The organism is Pseudomonas sp. Y24-6 (assembly GCF_020295325.1).
GTDB lineage: Bacteria > Pseudomonadota > Gammaproteobacteria > Pseudomonadales > Pseudomonadaceae > Aquipseudomonas > Aquipseudomonas gregormendelii.
The window spans coordinates 195,885-214,460 of record NZ_JACBXG010000010.1 but is presented as its reverse complement, the minus strand read 5'-3'; the positions used below and the strand labels follow the sequence as shown (position 1 = coordinate 214,460).

The 18,576-nt window shown below is 60.5% G+C and carries 14 protein-coding genes; 5 read left to right on the top strand and 9 right to left on the bottom strand.

Annotated features, from left to right (window positions below; all coding sequences use genetic code 11):
• The first annotated feature begins 136 nt into the window (after positions 1–136).
• On the top strand, positions 137–1,201 hold the full coding sequence (fba, locus tag HYI44_RS19960; RefSeq protein WP_008151974.1) for a class II fructose-bisphosphate aldolase: 1,065 nt from the start codon (positions 137–139) through the stop codon (positions 1,199–1,201).
• A gap of 129 nt (positions 1,202–1,330) precedes the next feature.
• Here the strand turns inward: fba and HYI44_RS19955 are convergent, their stop codons facing one another.
• On the bottom strand, positions 1,331–1,999 hold the full coding sequence (locus HYI44_RS19955; RefSeq protein ID WP_122841177.1) for a polysaccharide lyase family 7 protein: 669 nt from the start codon (positions 1,997–1,999) through the stop codon (positions 1,331–1,333).
• A gap of 323 nt (positions 2,000–2,322) precedes the next feature.
• Here HYI44_RS19955 and HYI44_RS19950 point away from each other — a divergent pair, with 323 nt between their 5' ends.
• The 3 genes from HYI44_RS19950 to HYI44_RS19940 are packed head-to-tail and all read left to right on the top strand — an operon-like array spanning position 2,323 to position 5,324.
• Entirely contained in the window at positions 2,323–4,446 is a 2,124-nt protein-coding gene (locus HYI44_RS19950; protein WP_225570275.1) for a putative bifunctional diguanylate cyclase/phosphodiesterase, read from the top strand.
• Between the two features lie 45 nt (positions 4,447–4,491).
• Positions 4,492–4,983, top strand: a complete 492-nt coding sequence (locus tag HYI44_RS19945; protein ID WP_122841179.1) for a M48 family metallopeptidase — start codon at positions 4,492–4,494, stop codon at positions 4,981–4,983.
• Positions 4,984–5,033: 50 nt separating this feature from the next.
• Positions 5,034–5,324 carry a winged helix-turn-helix domain-containing protein gene (locus HYI44_RS19940; protein ID WP_045059871.1) on the top strand — a complete coding sequence of 97 codons (291 nt, stop codon included), beginning with the start codon at positions 5,034–5,036 and terminating at the stop codon, positions 5,322–5,324.
• A 119-nt stretch (positions 5,325–5,443) separates the two neighbouring features.
• On the opposite strand, the gene HYI44_RS19935 is transcribed toward HYI44_RS19940, so the two are convergent.
• Positions 5,444–5,896 (bottom strand): GNAT family N-acetyltransferase, encoded by a 453-nt coding sequence (locus HYI44_RS19935; RefSeq protein WP_122841180.1) that lies wholly within the window; start codon positions 5,894–5,896, stop codon positions 5,444–5,446.
• 168 nt (positions 5,897–6,064) lie between these two features.
• Between HYI44_RS19935 and HYI44_RS19930 the strand changes: the two genes are divergently transcribed.
• Complete coding sequence (locus HYI44_RS19930) at positions 6,065–6,802, top strand: substrate-binding periplasmic protein (protein ID WP_122841181.1); 738 nt, start codon at positions 6,065–6,067, stop codon at positions 6,800–6,802.
• A 21-nt stretch (positions 6,803–6,823) separates the two neighbouring features.
• On the opposite strand, the gene yccS is transcribed toward HYI44_RS19930, so the two are convergent.
• From yccS to betA, 7 genes are all read right to left on the bottom strand, one after another.
• Positions 6,824–9,007 carry a YccS family putative transporter gene (gene yccS, locus HYI44_RS19925; RefSeq protein WP_225570274.1) on the bottom strand — a complete coding sequence of 728 codons (2,184 nt, stop codon included), beginning with the start codon at positions 9,005–9,007 and terminating at the stop codon, positions 6,824–6,826.
• Positions 9,008–9,280: 273 nt separating this feature from the next.
• Positions 9,281–10,459: an NAD(P)/FAD-dependent oxidoreductase gene (locus HYI44_RS19920; protein WP_122841183.1), complete on the bottom strand. Its 1,179-nt coding sequence runs from the start codon at positions 10,457–10,459 to the stop codon at positions 9,281–9,283.
• Between the two features lie 153 nt (positions 10,460–10,612).
• On the bottom strand, positions 10,613–11,950 hold the full coding sequence (gene dbpA, locus HYI44_RS19915) for an ATP-dependent RNA helicase DbpA (protein ID WP_236695861.1): 1,338 nt from the start codon (positions 11,948–11,950) through the stop codon (positions 10,613–10,615).
• 156 nt (positions 11,951–12,106) lie between these two features.
• Positions 12,107–13,534: a multidrug transporter subunit MdtD gene (gene mdtD, locus HYI44_RS19910; RefSeq protein WP_045059877.1), complete on the bottom strand. Its 1,428-nt coding sequence runs from the start codon at positions 13,532–13,534 to the stop codon at positions 12,107–12,109.
• A gap of 143 nt (positions 13,535–13,677) precedes the next feature.
• Positions 13,678–15,015 carry a TldD/PmbA family protein gene (locus tag HYI44_RS19905; protein ID WP_225570273.1) on the bottom strand — a complete coding sequence of 446 codons (1,338 nt, stop codon included), beginning with the start codon at positions 15,013–15,015 and terminating at the stop codon, positions 13,678–13,680.
• The gene (locus tag HYI44_RS19900) at positions 15,015–16,457 is read right to left on the bottom strand and encodes a TldD/PmbA family protein (RefSeq protein WP_225570272.1); all 1,443 of its coding nucleotides are present in this window, start codon (positions 16,455–16,457) and stop codon (positions 15,015–15,017) included. Before HYI44_RS19900 ends, HYI44_RS19905 begins: the two co-directional genes overlap by 1 nt.
• A 311-nt stretch (positions 16,458–16,768) precedes the next feature.
• The gene (gene betA / locus HYI44_RS19895; protein WP_225570271.1) at positions 16,769–18,472 is read right to left on the bottom strand and encodes a choline dehydrogenase; all 1,704 of its coding nucleotides are present in this window, start codon (positions 18,470–18,472) and stop codon (positions 16,769–16,771) included.
• Positions 18,473–18,576 lie beyond the last annotated feature (104 nt).

Here is an 18,576-nt window from a genome sequence, read left to right as displayed (position 1 = left end):
GCTCGCTTCTACAGGGGGCCGATGCAACACCGAATTCGCAGGCAGGGCCAACCCCCGATCTGCAATAACTTGAATAGCCGCCGCCGCTACGGCAGGCTGGCACGATTAACGACCCAAACCGGGAGAGACACACACAATGGCACTTATCAGCATGCGCCAGATGTTGGACCACGCAGCCGAGTTCGGCTACGGCGTTCCAGCCTTCAACGTCAACAACCTTGAGCAGATGCGCGCCATCATGGAAGCCGCTGACAAGACTGACTCCCCGGTGATCGTCCAGGCTTCGGCCGGTGCTCGCAAATACGCCGGCGCGCCGTTCCTGCGTCACCTGATCCTGGCGGCTATCGAAGAATTCCCGCACATCCCGGTGTGCATGCACCAGGACCACGGCACCAGCCCTGACGTCTGCCAGCGCTCGATCCAGCTGGGCTTCAGCTCGGTGATGATGGACGGCTCCCTCGGCGAAGACGGCAAGACCCCAACTGACTACGACTACAACATTCGGGTCACCCAGCAAACCGTTGCCATGGCTCACGCCTGCGGTGTTTCGGTTGAGGGCGAGTTGGGTTGCCTGGGCTCCCTGGAAACCGGCATGGCCGGTGAAGAAGACGGCATCGGGGCCGAAGGCGTACTGGATCACAGCCAGATGCTGACCGACCCGGAAGAAGCTGCTGACTTCGTCAAGCGCACTCAGGTCGACGCCTTGGCAATTGCCATCGGCACCAGCCACGGCGCCTACAAGTTCACCAAGCCGCCTACCGGCGACGTGCTGGCGATCGACCGTATCAAAGAGATCCACAAACGCATCCCCAACACTCACCTGGTGATGCACGGCTCGTCTTCGGTGCCTCAGGACTGGCTGGCGATCATCAACCAGTACGGTGGCGACATTAAAGAAACCTACGGCGTACCGGTTGAAGAAATCGTCGAAGGCATCAAGCACGGCGTGCGCAAGGTCAACATCGACACCGACCTGCGCCTGGCTTCCACCGGTGCGATGCGTCGCCTGATGGCTACCAACCCAAGCGAGTTCGACCCGCGTAAATTCTTCGGCGCTACCGTCACCGCCATGCGCGACGTGTGCATCGCGCGCTACGAAGCCTTCGGCACTGCCGGCAACGCTTCGAAGATCAAGCCGATCTCCCTGGAAGGTATGTACCAGCGTTACCTGAAGGGCGAGTTGAACGCCAAGGTCAACTGAGTCCGGCTTCAGTCAGCATTGAAAAACCCGCAGCGATGCGGGTTTTTTTTGCCTGTCGTTCCGAGGTTCCGGGATGTCCTGCACTCCAGCGCACGCAAGGCCGCCGGCACAACACAGAATGTGTTCGCGCTACTTGTCGTGATCGATATCCAGTTTGCTGAACGTCACCTTGGCACCTTCGCTGGTGTATCCCGTATTGTCCTGGACATAAACACCCGCCTTGAAATACAGCGGCTTGTCGCGCCAGGTGGCGCTGATGTTGGTGTCCCATTGATATCCCGCAGCACTGATACCCAATGCGCCGCCGGGGCTGAGGTGAATCAGGTAGGAAAACTGCCGGTCGAGCTTGATGCCGGTCGCCAGGGTAATGACCCGGCCTTCGCCGTCATCCGGGTGCATGCGCACTTTGGCAACGATATTCCCGGTTTGCGTCTTGGTCTTGTACTGGTATTCGAGTTTCACCATGGGTTTCTGGCTTTCGTAGGCATGGATCTGACCGATGACCACTTTGCCTGAGCTGGGCACCTGATTGACCGCCAGGGTTGCGCGCAGGGAGTTGTCGGCGTCGGGGTAGTACCAGTTGCGAAGCGTGCCATTGCTATAGGTTTCACGAAGTTCAGTGCGCGGGTATTTGGCATTTTCGGTGCGTGAACCGGTCACCGGGGACCAGAAAAATAATGTGCCGGTGTCGGAGTGGAAGTATTGATCCTTGAACCCCTTCACCAATTTGGCTGTTTCAACGGTGTAGGGCGGATTGCCGACAGGAACACTCAGGTTCCAGGTTGCGAGATCGATCATAGACAAAGCTTCCACAGTTTTCTTGCACGCACGTACCAGACGCTCTGGCACGCAGCTCGGAGGTGGGTCTTTATAAGCGCGTAAGCCCTCCTTGTTAACGCAAAGCTGACAGATGGGTGACGTCAAAATCCTGTCAAAAAGCCATCTTCCCCGGTTTCAGCGGGCTACAGCCGTGACCGTTAGTCGGTGAATTAACGCTTTAGTTAGATGATGGCGCTCTGACAGCTACTGCTTTGTTGGATCCAGGTCTAGAGTGAGGGCTTAGTATTTGTCCGGTTTTTCCAAAAACAACCGGCCTGACTCCCCGAACGAAGAGAAGCAGCATGGAATGCGGGCCACTTACGCCAGGTGAAGGCAATTCGATTCTGTTAATCGTCGATGATTACCCGGAAAATCTGATTAGCATGCGGGCCTTGCTCGAACGTGAGGATTGGCAGGTCATGACCGCCACCTCGGGTTTCGAGGCATTGGGGTTGATGCTGGAGCATGATGTCGACCTGGTGCTGCTGGATGTGCAGATGCCAGGCATGGACGGTTTTGAGGTCGCGCAGTTGATGCGGGGCAGTCAGCGAACCCGTCTTACCCCGATCATCTTCCTCACGGCTAACGAACAGTCTCAGGACGCCGTGCTCAAGGGCTATGCCAGCGGCGCGGTGGATTACCTGTTTAAACCCTTCGACCCGCAGATCCTCAAGCCAAAAGTTCAGGCGCTACTCGAGCATCAACGCAATCGCCGGGCGCTGCAACGCCTGAGCCATGATCTGGAGCTCGCTCGCGCGTTTAATGCGTCGGTGCTGGATAACGCCGCCGAAGGCATTCTGGTGGTCGATGAGGGGGGGCTGATTCGCTTTGCCAATCCGGCGATGTCGCGGATGCTCAGTGCTACTGTGCAGGAACTGGAGGGCAAGGAGTTTCTGGATTTCCTGCAAAAACCGCATATTCCCCTCTGGGCCGACTCCGAACTGCTGGCCGGCTACAGGCGCGGTGAAACCCTGCGTCTGCACGATGCGCTGCTGCGAACAGCCCCCAATCAGCAGGTGCCGGTTGCGCTGTCCTGTGCACCATTGCCTCCTGAACAGCGCGCTATGGTGGTGACGGTGCTCGACATGTCAGTGGTGCGCCATCTGCATAAGCAACTGGAGTTCCAGGCCATTACCGACCCCCTTACCGGGCTGCTTAATCGTCGAGGTTTCTATCAGACGGTTGAGAATCTGCTGCTGCGCGGTGAGCGCTCCGACAGCGCCTGGGTGTTGTTGTACCTGGACCTTGATGGCTTCAAGCGGGTGAACGATTCGCTCGGTCATGATGCCGGGGACAGGGTGCTGCGCTGGGTTTCCGAGCAATTGAAGGCCTGTTTGCAACCCTTGGATATTCTCGCCCGCATGGGCGGCGACGAGTTCACCGCGCTGCTGGACCTGGAGTTTCCCGAGCAGGCAGCGCGGATTGCCGAAAAGCTGATCGAGCGGGTCTCGGTCTGTCAGCAGATTGATGGACTGGACGTCGCGCTGGGTGCCAGTATCGGCATCGCCACGTTCCCGGACTGCGGTTCCAACCTTGATGGTTTGTTGCGTGCGGCGGACATCGCCATGTACGAAGCCAAGCGTGCCGGTCGCCAGCAGTACCGCTTTTATGACCATGAAATGAACGGCCGCGCGCGCTCACGATTGATGCTTGAGGAGAGCGTGCGCGATGCCATCGAGAACCGTGATTTCAACCTGGTCTACCAGCCCCAGGTGGCCATTAACGGTGGGCAGATTCGCGGGTTCGAAGCCCTGTTGCGCTGGCAGCACCCCAGCGTTGGTGACGTGCCGCCGGGGCTGTTTTTGCCGTTGCTGGAAGAAGCGCGGCTGATCAGTCGCCTGGGCAGCTGGATCTACCAGTGCGGTGCGGGACAGCGCAAGGCGTGGGAAACCTTGTTTGCCGAGGACTTGGTACTGGGCGTGAGTTTGAGCAGTACCCAGTTCGGCATGCCGAACCTGGCCACCGAGTTGCGCCAGGTGCTGGAGCGTCATGGGCTCAAGCCTCGCCATCTGGAAGTCGAAATCACCGAGGCGGCGTTGGCACAAAACCCCGAGGAAACTCGCAAGCAACTGCGCTTGCTGCGCAACCTGGGGGTGCGGGTCGCTTTGGATGACTTCGGCTCCGGAGCTTGTTCGTTGTCGCATCTGCGCGACCTGGAGCTGGACACCTTGAAAATCGACAGGCACCTGATCGCCCGGTTGCCGCAGTCGTCCCGGGATGCGGCATTGGTGAGTAATGTGATTGATTTGTGCCGCCAGTACGGGATTCTGGTCATCGCCGAAGGCGTGGAAACCGTTGCGCAATATGAATGGCTGCAGGCGCACGGTTGCGAATATGTGCAGGGCTTCCTGGTAGCGCGACCGATGGTGGCCGAGGACGTCGGCGAATTTGTCCTGCCGTTCGACTGGAACACGCTGGCATCGTGAATTCGCTACACTGGCGGCCTGTTCGTCATTGATGTTGCCCTTTTCATGACCGCGTTGAAATACCTCCAGGCCTATCCCGCCGCGCTGCAGGATCAGGTTCGCCAGCTGATCGCCGAGAAGCGGCTGGGCGAGTACCTGACCCGGCGCTATCCGGACAAACATGGTGTGCAGAGCGACAAGGCGCTGTACACCTATGCGCTGGACCTCAAACAGGAATACCTGCGTAACGCCCCTTCCATCGACAAGGTGCTGTTCGACAACCGTCTGGACCTGACCCATCGCGCCCTCGGTCTGCACACCACCATTTCCCGGGTGCAGGGCGGCAAGCTCAAGGCGAAGAAAGAGATCCGGGTGGCTTCGTTGTTCAAGGAGGCTCCGTCCGAGTTCCTGAAGATGATCGTGGTGCACGAACTGGCGCACTTCAAGGAATCGGATCACAACAAGGCTTTCTACAAGTTGTGCGAACACATGTTGCCAGGGTATCACCAGGTGGAGTTTGACCTGCGGGTGTACCTGACTTGGCGGGATATGCTGTAGGAGCTGCCGAAGGCTGCGATTCTCTGATCTTCTAACAACAAGGACCGAACGTGAGCAAGACCAAAACCAGTTTCTACCGCCGCCTGTATGTGGCCTACCTGATCGACAGCGGACTCGCCAGCAGCGTTCCGGCGCTGACCGAGTCAACAGGCATGCCCCGGCGTACGGCGCAGGACACCATCGCAGCGCTGGCCGACCTGGATATCGTCTGCGAGTTCGAGCAGGAGGAGGGCGCGCGCAATCATGCCGGCCGCTATCGCATTCGCGATTGGGGGGCGATTGATCGGGGGTGGATTGAGCGCAATTTGCAGCAGGTCAAGGCGGTGCTTGAGTATCCCTGATTGTGCGGTGCTGGTGCTGAACTCTTCGCGAGCAAGCCCGCTCCCAAAATGATGTGCGCAACGCCGCAGATCCCGAACTCTGGCAAAAAACTGTGGGAGCGGGCTTGCTCGCGACTATCCTAAGGACGACGCATGCCTATGTGTGGAATGTCATCCTCCAGGTATTCTTCACCTGCCACCACAAACCCGTACCGCCCGTAATACCCCTGCAAATGCGCCTGGGCCGACAGATAGATCGGCACATCCGGCCAATGCTTTTCTGCCTGTTTCAGCGCCTGGGCCATCAGGTCATGACCCAGCCCGGTGCCGCGCACCTGAGGTGCAATGATCACTCGCCCGATCACTACATCGCCGCCCTGCAGCTCCGGGTCGAGCAGGCGCAGATAGGCCACCAGTCGGTCCTCGCTCCAGGCCATCAGATGGCGGGTGTCGCCTTCAAGGTCCTGGCCATCGATGTCCTGGTACACACACTTCTGCTCGACCACGAAGACTTCCGCCCGCAGTTGCAAGATGGCGTACAGCTGCTCTTTACCCAGATCGCTGTGGTGTTTGCAGACCCATTCAACTGTCATCTTCAAATTCCTTGTTCAACATTGCTCTGATACTAAGCGCCCCGAGGGAAGATGTCTTGATGACGCAGAATTCTGTGACAAAGGCCAAAATGCCATCATTCAATTCGTGCGGCTCACTCTTCTTTGTGTAATCTTCGATGACAGCCCGCCCGCCAAGGATTTTCCAGCATGCCGCGAGTGCCTCATGCCTTTGCTCTGATCGGATTGCTGTTGTTGTTTCAGAATGCTCAGGCGGAAAAGCTGCGGCTGGTGGCGGATGCCTGGCCGCCGTTTACCGATGCCACGCTGATCAATGGCGGCTTGGCCACAGACATTGTCAGCACTGCACTGGCGCGCGCCGGTTATGCCAGCGACTTCGAGCAGGTGCCGTGGGCGCGGGCCATGCTCGGGGTTGGCGAGGGGCGTTATGACGTGCTGGTCAATGCCTGGTACAACGAGGAACGCACCCGGATCGGGCAATTCTCCGGTGAGTATCTGTTGAACCGGGTGCGCTTCATCAAGCGCAAAGACGCCCCCATCGAATACAACAACCTGCAGCAGCTTCACACCTACCCGATCGCGGTGGTGCGGGGTTACGCCTATTCCACGGCATTCGACGACGATGTGTCGTTGCAGAAAGTCCCGGTGCACAGCTTTGCCATGGCGGTGCGGATGCTCGTTGCCGACCGGGTAAAACTCACGCTGGAAGATGAATTCGTGGCACGTTACTACCTGTCGCGCGAATCCGCCAAGGTACGCAACTCAGTGGAGTTCCTGCCCAAGCCTTTGAGCGAGAACAGCCTGCATATCCTGGTCAGCCTGAAGAACCCCCAGCATGAGCAAATCGTCGCGGGATTCGATCGGGAGATTGCGGCAATGAAGGCGGATGGAAGCTATGCGCGGCTGTTCAAGCAGCATGGGATGTGAAGGGGGAAGCCGCTCCAGGCTTTAAACTTCGCTGCCGTCCTTGATCAAATGCGCCGCCAGGGTCCGTAACGGCCCGAGCTGACGGCAGATCAGTGCCAATTGAGTCTGCACCAGGCGCTGCCCTTCATCGATCTCGTCCGGCATCTGTTCGAGCTCATTGGCCAGCGCCTCTTCTTCATCGCTTTGAATAGCGATGGGCGTCTTGCTTGCCAGACCCTGGGCGATTTCGTCGATGCTGGCGGCCAGCTTGATGCCGGCGCCCTCGATCAAGTACTCGCGCATCTGCGCCGGCAACTGCGTCTCGCGGTGGGCGCCGAGGCCGGACAGATAACTGAGCAAGGTGTGCGAGAGCACCAGGAAGCGGAAGCCGACATCGGCCTCCTTCCGGAAATGCCCAGGCTCCATCAGCATATTGGCCAATGTCGTGGACAGGGCCGCATCGGCGTTGTGGGCATTGCGTCGGGCCAGGCGATAGGCCAGGTCATCGCTCTTGCCGGCGGCATACTGCTGCATGATCTGACGCAGATAGATGCTGTTGCAGGTGAGAGTGTTGGCCAGGACTTTGTTCAGGCGTCGACCCTGCCAGTCCGGCAGGAACAGGAACACCGCCAGGCCGGCGATCAGGCTGCCCAGCAAGGTATCGAACAGCCGGGGCAGGAACAAACCGTAACCGTCGCCGACCTGATTGAAGCAGAACAACACCATCAGGGTGATCGCGGCGGTTGCCAGGGTGTAGCGGGTGGTGCGGTTGATAAAGAACACCACGCCTGCGGCGATCGCGAAGCACGACTGCACCAGCGGGTTGGGGAACAGGTCGAACAGCGCCCAGGCTACGGTGAGGCCAATGGCAGTGCCGATAATCCGCTGGCCGAGCTTGCGCCGGGTGGCGCCATAGTTGGGCTGGCAGACAAACAGTGTCGTGAGGATGATCCAGTAACCCTGGGACGGGTGGATCAAATGCACCATGCCGTAGCCGATACTCAAGGCCAGGGGCAATCGCAAGGCGTGGCGGAACAGCAACGAGGTGGGTGTCAGCTGCGTGCGCAGGCGAATCCAGACATCCTTGAGGCTGCGGGGCGAACGGTCGAGCAGGCTGCTGTCGGTGGCGTCGGCCAGGGCGTCGGGATTACTCGCGTCGCTGAGCAGGCGGTCGAGGGTGCCGAGATTGGCCGCCAACGCCCGCAGCGAGCGCAGCAGGCCGCGCCAGGCCGGGTTGCTCTGCACTCGCAGGTGTTCGAGAGAAGCGTGCAGGTCGCTCAGGGCCTCGGCGAAACTGGCGTCGTAGACGAACGGCTGGCGCATCTGGATCGACTCGGCCAGGGCGCGGCAGGCTTTGCCTTGCTGGCGCAGCAGACGCTGGCAACGGAACAGCACGTCGCTGTGGAAGAACGCGTCCGCCAGGGCGTTGTAGGGATAATGCGAGGAACTGGCGCGCTCGTGGATGTCCTGCGCGAGGAAGTACAGCTTCAGGTAGCGACTGACTTTCGAGCCGGGGCGACCATTGCCGACCCGATGCAGGATGATTTCCTTGGCGGCATTGAGGGCGGCGACCACCCGACCATTCTGCTGTGCCAGCTCCAGGCGACGAGCTTCCACGTCCATTTGCCGTATCGGTTCGAACAGCGAAGATTTCAGCTTCAGGTAGAAACCCAGTTCACGGAACAGTCGCGCCAGGCTCTGTTGCACCGGCTGATTGGAAAACATCGCCTGCCACAGCACCGAGAGCAGGCCGTACCATGCCGCACCGGCCACCAGCAGCAGCGGTTCATGCCAGAAATCGGTGACCGCGCCCCCGCGCTGGTCCACGCCGATCATGGTGTAGACCGACAGAATCAGGGTCGCCGAGGCAATCGCCCCATAGCGTTCGCCCAGAGCGCCGAGCATGGTCAGGCCGAAGCTGGCGAGGGCCAGGGCGATGACAAAGACGATGGGATAGGGGAACAGCAGCTCGACCGAGAGTGCGGCAACACTGAAGCACACCAGCGTAACCGCCAGGGCATTGAGGCGGCCTTGCCAACTGTCGTCGGTCTCGGCCAGGGCGCTGGCGATGATCCCCAGGAACAGCGGAATCAGTAGGCCCATTTCATCCTGATACCAGCACAGTGCCATGCTGCCGGTCAGGGCAATGAACACCCGCACGCTGTAGCTGAATTTATCCAATGCCCAGAGGCGGCGCAGAGACTGACGAAATGAACTTGATGGCATGAAGTGCGAAGGCCTTCCGAGGCAATGACGCTAAATTGAGCCAGTAATGACGTAGACGCAATGGCGTCGATCACATCTGACAGCAAAATCTGTTCCTTGTCCGGCAGAACACGGTCCCGTGTCCGGCAGAACACGGGACCGTAGGAGCTGCCGAAGGCTGCGATCTTTTGATCTTGATCTTGATCTTGAAGATCAAAAGATCGCAGCCTCGTTTCACTCGACAGCTCCTACGCAGCTCCTACGCAGCTCCTGCAGGGTGCGTCGCGCGGTGTTTCAGACGTACTGCGCGGCGGCGTAGCCTGAAGCCCAGGCCCACTGGAAGTTGAAGCCGCCCAGGTGGCCGGTGACATCCAGCACTTCACCGATGAAATACAGCCCAGGGCTTTTCAGTGATTCCATGGTCTTCGACGACACCTCGTGGGTGTCGACGCCGCCCAGAGTCACCTCTGCCGTTCGATACCCTTCGGTCCCTGCCGGTACCACCTTCCAGCTGGCCAGTTTCTCGGCAATCTCGGCCAATTCTCCATGGGTGTACTGCTTCATCGGCTTGGAGACGAACCAGTTGTCGGCCAGCAGGTTGGCCATCTTCTTGGTGAAGATTTCCCCCAGCAAGGTCTTCAGCTCACTGTTCGGGCGTTCGGCTTGCTGTTGCTGCAACCAGGCCGGTACATCATGGTCGGGCATCAAGTTGATCTCGACGGCGTCGCCAGACTCCCAGAACGAGGAAATCTGCAAAATCGCCGGCCCGCTGAGGCCGCGATGGGTGAACAGGATGTTCTCGCGAAAGCTTTGCTCGTTGCAGCTCACCAGGCAATCCACCGACGTGCCGGAAAGCTCGGTGCACAACTCCTTGAGCTGATCGGTGATGGTGAAGGGCACCAGGCCGGCGCGGGTAGGCAGTAATTCGTGGCCGAATTGCCTGGCCACCTGATAACCGAAACCGGTAGCACCCAGCGTCGGAATCGACAGGCCGCCCGTGGCGATGACCAGGGACTGGCAGCTCAACTGGCCCAGCGTGGTGTCCAGCAGATAGCCGCTTTCGATTTTCTCGATGGTCTGGATCGAGGTGTCCAGGTGCAGGCTGACGCCGACCTGGTCGCACTCGTTGAGCAGCATCTCGAGGATGTCACTGGATTTGTTATCGCAGAACAGCTGGCCGAGCTTTTTCTCGTGGTACGGCACGCCGTGCTTGGCGACCATGGCGATGAAATCCCACTGGGTGTAACGCGCCAGTGCGGATTTGCAAAAATGGGGATTCTGGGACAGGAAATTGCCCGGTTCCGTGTACATGTTGGTGAAATTGCAGCGACCACCGCCCGACATCAGGATTTTCTTGCCGGCCTTGTTCGCGTGGTCCAGCAACATCACTTTGCGCCCGCGCCCGGCGGCGGTCAGCGCACACATTAAACCTGCGGCGCCAGCGCCAATGATCACGACTTCGGTAGAGCGCAAAACGGTGTCCTCTAGATGTGTCACCACAAAACAAACTGTGGGAGCGAGCTTGCTCGCGATGGCGGACTGACAGACAACATTGATGCTGAATGTGCTGGCCTCATCGCGAGCAAGCTCGCTCCCACAGGGGATATTCGTTGGGCAGATGATCTCTTACAAGATACGCACGCGCAGCGAGCGGCCTTTGATCTTGCCGTCGTTCAAGCGCTGCAAAGCCTGCTTGGCAATGCCTCGTTCCACTGCCACGTAGGCCTGGAAATCGAAAATGGCGATCTTGCCGACCTGGGCGCCGGGGATGCCGGCGTCGCCTGTCAGTGCGCCCAGAATGTCACCAGGGCGAACTTTGTCTTTACGGCCTGCGCCAATCACCAGCGTGCTCATCACCGGCAGCAGTGGGGCGCCGCCCTGGGATTTGAGGTTGTCCAGCTGATCCCAGCTCAACGGCGATTTCTGCAGTTGTTCGATGGCCTGGGCGCGGTGCGCTTCGGACGGAGCGACCAGGCTGATTGCGATACCCTTCTCGCCAGCACGACCGGTACGGCCAACACGGTGAATGTGGATTTCCGAGTCACGTGCCAGCTCGACGTTGATCACCATGTCCAGTGCATCGATGTCCAGGCCGCGTGCGGCGACGTCGGTGGCAACCAGTACCGAAGTGCTGCGATTGGCGAACATCGCCAATACCTGGTCGCGATCGCGCTGTTCCAGGTCGCCGTGCAGGCCGACGGCGGAGATACCTTTGGAGGTCAGGTGATCAACCGTTTCCTGAACTTGCTGCTTGGTGAAGCAGAAGGCTACGCAGGAAGCCGGACGGTGATGCGCGAGGACTTTGACGACCGCGTCCATACGCTCTTCCGGGGAGATTTCGTAAAAGCGCTGCTCGATCTGCGTGTCGTCGTGGAATGCCTCGGCCTTCACTTGCTGAGGGTTGCGCATGAACTTGGACGCCAGCTGCTTGATGCCGACCGGGTAGGTAGCCGAGAACAGCAGGGTCTGGCGACGTTCCGGGGCCTGCATGATGATTTCTTCGATGGAATCGTAGAAACCCATGTCCAGCATGCGGTCGGCTTCGTCGAGAATCAGCGTATTCAGGCCATGCAGCACCAGCGAGCCCTTGCGCAGGTGCTGCTGGATGCGACCCGGTGTGCCGACGATGATGTGCGCGCCGTGCTCCAGCGAGCCGATCTGCGGGCCGAAAGCCACGCCGCCGCACAAGGTCAGGACTTTGATGTTGTCTTCGGCACGGGCCAGGCGACGGATTTCCTTGGCCACCTGGTCGGCCAGCTCGCGAGTCGGGCAAATGACCAGTGCCTGGCAACCGAAGAAGCGCGGATTGATCGGGTTCAACAGGCCGATACCGAAGGCTGCGGTCTTGCCGCTGCCGGTCTTGGCCTGGGCGATCAGGTCCATCCCCTTGAGGATCACCGGCAAGCTTTGCGCCTGGATCGGCGTCATCTGGGCATAACCGAGGGAGTCGAGGTTAGCCAGCATGGCGGCGGACAGCGGCAAAGTATTAAAAGCGGTGGCGATGGTGGTCACGGGACTGGCCTGCAAAACAAAATGTCGCGTAGTGTATCAGTCCCGTGGCTACTGGCCTGTATTTTCCGGACGGAAAGTCGCCAGGCGCAGCCACTTGTCGTCCGCAAACTAAGGTTCGATGTGCTCCTCTGGACGTTTGACACGCCGTCCGTCTTCCTTTGATAGCTGCGAGAAGATGGCAGCCGCCAGCATCGCCATGATTCCCACGGTGACGAAGGTCAGCTGGAAGGCGCCCAGCACTGTGTCCACGCCGTCATTGCCGACTTCGGCGGTGAAGCCGCCGAGCAAAGCGCCGGCGCAAGCAACTCCCAGGCTCAGGGACAATTGCGCAACCACGGACAGCAAGCTGTTGCCGCTGCTGGCGCTGGCATCGTCCAGGTCGATCAGGGTCACGGTGTTCATTGCAGTGAATTGCAGCGAGTTGATTGCACCCAGGATCGCCAGCATGCCCAACAGCAGCCAATAGGGCGTCTGCTCGCTGACCAGGCCCATGCTCGCGAGCATCACCCCCAGAGCCAGGGTGTTGCCGGTCAGCACGATGCGATAACCCAGGCGTTCGATCAGCGGCCGAGCCACCGACTTGGCCACCATGGCTGCGGCGGCCAGTGGCAACATGCTCATGCCGGCCTGGGAGGGCGAGTAGCCCAGCGCCACTTGCAGCAGCAGCGGTACAAGGAACGGCAAGGCGCCGCTGCCGAGGCGGGCGAACAGATTGCCGAGGATGCCCACGGCGAAGGTCCGGGTCTTGAACAGCGAAGGCGCAAACAGCGGATTATCGATGTGCCCGGCTCTTAGCCAATACGCAGCGAGGCAGGCCATGCCGGCGAACAGCAGCAACATCACGCGCAGGTGCGGCAGGTGCAGCTCGCCCAGGCCTTCCATGGCGATGGTGATCAGCACCATCGCGGCGCCAAACAGCAGGAAGCCAAGGCTGTCGAAGCGGGTACGCTCGGTGCCGCGCAGGTCGGGAATGAATTTCCACACGGCGTAGCAACCGATGACACCCACCGGCAGGTTGAGCAGGAAGATCCAGTGCCAGGACAAATACTCAACCATCCAGCCGCCAGTGGTGGGGCCCAGCAGTGGGCCGAGCAAACCGGGGATGGTGATAAAGCCCATGATCCGCACCAGCTCTGACCGCGGATAGGCGCGCAGCACTACCAGGCGTCCGACCGGCAGCATCAGCGCGCCGCCCAGGCCCTGGATGACCCGGGCGCCGATCAGCATGCCCAGGCTATTGGACAGTGCGCACAGCAACGAACCGATGCTGAACAGCAGGATGGCGCCGAAGAATATCTTGCGGGTGCCAAAACGATCGGCGATCCAGCCCGAAGCCGGGATCAGCAGGGCGACGGTGAGCATGTAGGCAATGATCACGCCTTGCATGCGCAACGGATCTTCCGCCAGATCGCGGGCCATGGCCGGCAGTGCGGTGTTGAGGATGGTCCCATCGAGGGACTGCATGAAAAAAGCGATGGCCACCACCCAAGGCAGCCAGCGGGCGGTGACGGGATCCAGAGGCGGGCGATTGGGCATGGGACCTCTTGTCAATTGGAACAACGCACCTGTAGAAGCGAGCTTGCTCGCAATGGTTGTCAACGATAACGCGGGGCATCTGATGCCCCTCAGCGCTCTCCGGTTTTTCGCGAGCAAGCTCGCTCCTACAAGGATTTGTGGATTTACAGGGTCAGGGTTAACCGACTGATCAGCGCGCCCGGCAACAACGCCGAGGCCGTTGCCCGCTGACTATAGGTGCTGGCGGACAGCAGGAGTTCCCGCTCCTGCGTCAACGCTTCCAACTGAGAGCCGAGCAAGCTGTAGGCCGTGTCATCAAAGCGCATGGTGCTCACCGGTGCCTGTATCTCGCCGTTCTCGACCCAGAAGGTGGCGAACCGTGTCATGCCGGTCATGCGGGCACCTGGCTGGTCCGAGTAATTCAGATACCACAGGTTGCTGATGTACAGGCCGGTCCCCAATTGCTTGAGAATGTCGGCGTCCGGCAACGACCCTGCCGCCATGTTCACGGCGCTGGGCGATTCACCGCTGCCGGCGCCGTTGGCGGCCAGGCCATATTCGGCGGCGCTGCGTGAGCCCACCAACTGCTCGCCCGCCCGGCCTTCGACGATCAGCTTCAGGTCGCTGCGCGGATAACCTTCGCCGGAAAACGCCGGGCTCAACGAACCGCTCACGTGTTCATCCAGCGACACTAGCGCACTGAATGCCTGGTCGCCGGCATAGAGCTTCTGCAGCGGGCTGCTCTTGCTGGCAATCGACTGCGCGGAAAACCCGCCCCAGCACAGCATGCCGATGATTTCTTCCAGCGCAGCAGGTGCGAGGTAGGCGCGGTACTGACCCGGCGCCAGGGTGCGTAGCGGGCGGCCGAGAAATTCAAGTTGCTCGCGGGCTTGCTCGAAGCGTTTGGCAAAACCCTCGCTGTTCCACTCATGCCCGGCATAGCTGGCTTTTACCGCCTGGCCGTTTTCGTGAAACAGGCTGAAATCGAAATTGAAACTGTTCGCCTGATGCCAGCCGAACGCTCCCGAAGAGCTGGCGAAACCGCGGCTGATCGGACCCGCTGCATAAAAGCCCACAAGGTCCAGGCCTGCCGCCGCACGGGTGATTTCAGCCACGGCCTGTGTGGTCTCCGGTAGCGGATGATCCTGCACGTTCTGGCTCTGCCAGTCGTTGAAGTTGAGCAGCAGGTACGGGTCTTCGGGCAACAGCGGCAGGGTCTCGCGCAGCTGCTGCAGGCCCTCGGCCAGACGCTGGATATCTGTCCGGGGGTCATCCGACAGGGTGATGTCCAGGTCGGCGTGGCGCCCCTGGTCGATCAGCTTGAAGCCGATACTGGCCTGCTGCACCTGTCCGGCCTGGCGCACCTTGCCATGGTTGAAGCGCACGAAAGCCGAGGACTCGGCGGCGTAGCTCAGGGTGAACTGTTCCGGCTCGCGAATGGCGCCCTGCAGCCAGGACACCAGTGCCCTGAACGACTCGGCCTGATTGACTGGAATACTCATCAGGCGTCTCCCCCGAATACATCCACGTTGCTGAATACACAGGCGGGCGAGGCATGGCCTACGCGGATCACCTGATTCGGTTCACCTTTGCCGCAGTTCGGTGTGCCTAATACCTTGAAGGTGCTGGCGTCGCCGACGGCGCTGAGGTTTTTCCAGAACTGTGCGGAGATTGCCCGGTAATTAGGGTTTTTCACCACGCCCTTGAGTTCGCCATTCTCGATCAACTGGCCCCACTCGCAGCCGAACTGGAATTTGTTGCGTGCATCGTCGATCGACCAGGAGCGGTTGGTGCTCATCAGGATGCCGTGCTCGATAGTGCCGATGAGTTGCTCCAGCGGTTGATCCCCAGGCTCAATGTTCAGGTTGGCCATGCGATCGATCGGCGGACGGTTCCAGCTACAGGCGCGACTGTTGGCCACGCCCTCCATGCCCGCACGAAACTGCGAGAGAGCACCACCCAATGGCCGCAGCAACAAACCTTGCTTGATCAGAAACTGCTTGCTGGCGGCGCTGCCATCGTCGTCATGCCCGTAGCTTGCGAGTTGTTCGGGAATGTCCGGGTCGAAGGTCACGTTGAGCAGGTGCGAGCCGTACTGCAGTTGACCGAAGTCTTGCGCCTTGACGAAGCTGGTGCCCGCGTAATTGCGTTCATCGCCCAGGATGCGGTCCAGTTCCAGGGGGTGACCGATGGACTCGTGGATTTGCAGCATCATCTGGTCGGGCATCAATAGCAGGTCACGCGGGCCTTGCGGGGTGTTGGGTGCCAGCAGCAACTGCAGGGCCTGATCTGCTACTTGCGGACCGGCGCCGACCAGTCCGCAGCGGCTGATCACGTCGGCACTGCCCTGCTGGCCAAAGTTCTCGCGGCCCAGGCTGCGGGTCTGGCTGTCGTTCCCATCGTAGGCAGTGACGTCGAGGCCCGGGTAGACGAAGCGCTGGGCCTGGCGCAACTCGGCGCCGGCGCTGTTGAGGTAGATCTGCTCGACGTGGGTGACGCCGATGCTGACCTGCCAGTTCACCAGCCGCTCATCCTTGGGCACAGCGGCGGATTCGGCGCCGAGCAACTGATAGCAATCACTGAGCGAGGGGAAGGGCTGGTCGAGATTGGGCGAAAAATAGTCGGCGCGATCACTGGAAACGGCCTGCTCGCGAAGGTCGAGCAAGGCATGGGGCTTGAATAGTCGGGCCTGTTGCTCGGCTTTTTCGAGTGCTGCTTGCAGGCCTGGTTGCGACAGGTCGTTGGTCGCCGCATAGGCTTCAACGCCATTGACCCGCACCGTCAGCATCGCCCCTTCGTCACGGCTCAGGCTCGGCGGTTCGGCGACGTTCTTGCGCACTGACAGGTACTGGCCGGACTCGCGCACATAGCGTAGCGAAAAGAACTCGGCGCCCGTGCGCAAGGCAGCAAAACGCTGCTTGAGCTGGGGGTGGAAATCGAACATTCGGGAACCTCCCTGGATGGAGTGGCGGTGACGCGGTGTCGCGAAGGGGGTGAAACGTTTGCGTGGCGCTAGATTAGGCCTGGGCCTGGGGTAGATCAAGGGCGGGGGCGCAGAGGGCAGGGGTTGCCGGGTGTATCAGGGTGCAGATGGGTGGTTGGGCCGGGCCCTTTCGCGAGCAAGTGGAACGTCGCACCGCCGCTCCCACATTGGATATTCAGTGAGCACAGATTATGTGAACACCCGAGATCCCTGTGGGAGCGGCGGTGCGACGTTCGACTTGCCCGCGATGGCCGCGCCGCAGTCTGACTGTCTTACTGAGCAGTCAGGCTCACATCCCGCATCGGCTTGCCACGTACCGGAGCATCGCCGGCCACATAGTAATCCGCCGTGCTGCGCGGCAGAGGCTGGCGGCCGCGGATCTTGTCGGCGATTTTCTCGGCGATCATGATCGTTGGCGCATTCAGGTTACCGGTGGTGATGATCGGCATGATCGAGGCATCGACCACTCGCAGACCCTGCATGCCATGCACGCGGCCTTCGCCATCGACCACAGCCATTTCGTCGGTGCCCATCTTGCACGAGCAGGACGGATGGAACGCGGTTTCAGCGTGTTCGCGGATGAACTTGTCGAGCTGCTCATCGGTTTGCACTTCGATGCCCGGGCTGATTTCGCGGCCACGGTACTGGTCCAGCGCCGGCTGTTGCATGATTTCACGGGTCAGGCGAATGCCGTCGCGAAATTCCTGCCAGTCCTGCTCGGTGGCCATGTAGTTGAACAGAATGCTCGGGTACTCGCGCGGATCCTTGGACTTGGCCTGGATGCGACCGCGGCTCGGCGAACGCATGGAACCCATGTGTGCCTGGAAACCGTGCTCTTTCACACCGTTGCTGCCGTTGTAGTTAATCGCCACCGGCAGGAAGTGATACTGGATGTTCGGCCAATCGAAATCTTCGCGGGTACGAATGAAACCGCCGGCTTCGAACTGGTTGCTGGCGCCGATGCCGGTGCCGTTGAACAGCCACTCGGCACCGATGGCTGGCTGGTTGTACCAGAGCAGCGATGGGTACAGCGAAACCGGTTGAGTGCAAGCGTACTGCAAGTACAGCTCGAGGTGATCCTGCAGGTTTTCGCCAACGCCTGGCAGGTCGTGGACCACCGGGATGTCGAGCTTGTTCAGCAGTTCGGCCGGGCCGACGCCGGAGCGTTGCAGGATTTGCGGCGAGGCGATGGCGCCGGAGCACAGCAGCACTTCCTTGCGGGCACGGGCTTCAACGCGCTCTTCGGCGGCGCCGATCAGGTAACGCACGCCGACCGCACGCTTGCCTTCGAACAGGATCTTGTCGGTCAGGGCGTGGGTGACGATGGTCAGGGTCGAACGCTTCTTGGCCGTGTCCAGGTAGCCGCGAGCGGTGCTGGCGCGACGACCGTTCGGCGTGACGGTGCGGTCCATCGGGCCGAAGCCTTCCTGCTGGTAACCGTTCAGGTCTTCGGTGCGCGGGTAACCGGCTTGCACGCCTGCTTCAACCATCGCGTGGAACAGCGGGTTGTTGCCGGCCTTTGGCGTGGTCACGCTGACCGGGCCATCGCCACCGTGGTAGTCGTTCGGGCCGATGTCACGGGTTTCCGCCTTGCGGAAATACGGCAGGCAGTTCAAGTAATCCCAGTCTTCCAGGCCAGGCAGCTTGGCCCAGTTGTCGTAATCCATGGCGTTGCCGCGGATGTAGCACATGCCGTTGATCAACGAAGAGCCACCCAGGCCCTTGCCGCGACCGCATTCCATCCGGCGACCGTCCATGTGTGGTTCAGGATCGGTTTCGTAGGCCCAGTTGTAGCGACGGCCTTGCAGCGGAAACGCCAGGGCGGCTGGCATCTGCGTGCGGAAGTCCAGACGGTAATCCGGGCCACCGGCTTCGAGCAGCAGGACGGTGACGCCTTCGTCTTCAGTCAGACGGGTCGCCAGGGTGTTACCGGCAGAGCCGGCACCGATGATGATGTAATCGAATTCTTGGGACATTGAATGCACCCTCTTTGAAGTAGGTCAGGTCAGACCGTTGCGAGTGCTGCGCACTCGATCGCCAGCAGGCTGGCTCCCACATTGGAATGCGTACTCCTGTGGGA

Coding starts and splice junctions, on each gene's coding strand:
- HYI44_RS19950 (WP_225570275.1), top strand. CDS start 2,323: ATGGAATGCGGGCCACTTACGCCAGGTGAAGGCAATTCGATTCTGTTA.
- dbpA (WP_236695861.1), bottom strand. CDS start 11,950: ATGCTGGCTAACCTCGACTCCCTCGGTTATGCCCAGATGACGCCGATC.
- fba (WP_008151974.1), top strand. CDS start 137: ATGGCACTTATCAGCATGCGCCAGATGTTGGACCACGCAGCCGAGTTC.
- HYI44_RS19900 (WP_225570272.1), bottom strand. CDS start 16,457: ATGTTCGATTTCCACCCCCAGCTCAAGCAGCGTTTTGCTGCCTTGCGC.
- HYI44_RS19905 (WP_225570273.1), bottom strand. CDS start 15,015: ATGAGTATTCCAGTCAATCAGGCCGAGTCGTTCAGGGCACTGGTGTCC.
- HYI44_RS19945 (WP_122841179.1), top strand. CDS start 4,492: ATGACCGCGTTGAAATACCTCCAGGCCTATCCCGCCGCGCTGCAGGAT.
- HYI44_RS19955 (WP_122841177.1), bottom strand. CDS start 1,999: ATGATCGATCTCGCAACCTGGAACCTGAGTGTTCCTGTCGGCAATCCG.
- betA (WP_225570271.1), bottom strand. CDS start 18,472: ATGTCCCAAGAATTCGATTACATCATCATCGGTGCCGGCTCTGCCGGT.
- yccS (WP_225570274.1), bottom strand. CDS start 9,007: ATGCCATCAAGTTCATTTCGTCAGTCTCTGCGCCGCCTCTGGGCATTG.
- mdtD (WP_045059877.1), bottom strand. CDS start 13,534: ATGCCCAATCGCCCGCCTCTGGATCCCGTCACCGCCCGCTGGCTGCCT.
- HYI44_RS19935 (WP_122841180.1), bottom strand. CDS start 5,896: ATGACAGTTGAATGGGTCTGCAAACACCACAGCGATCTGGGTAAAGAG.
- HYI44_RS19930 (WP_122841181.1), top strand. CDS start 6,065: ATGCCGCGAGTGCCTCATGCCTTTGCTCTGATCGGATTGCTGTTGTTG.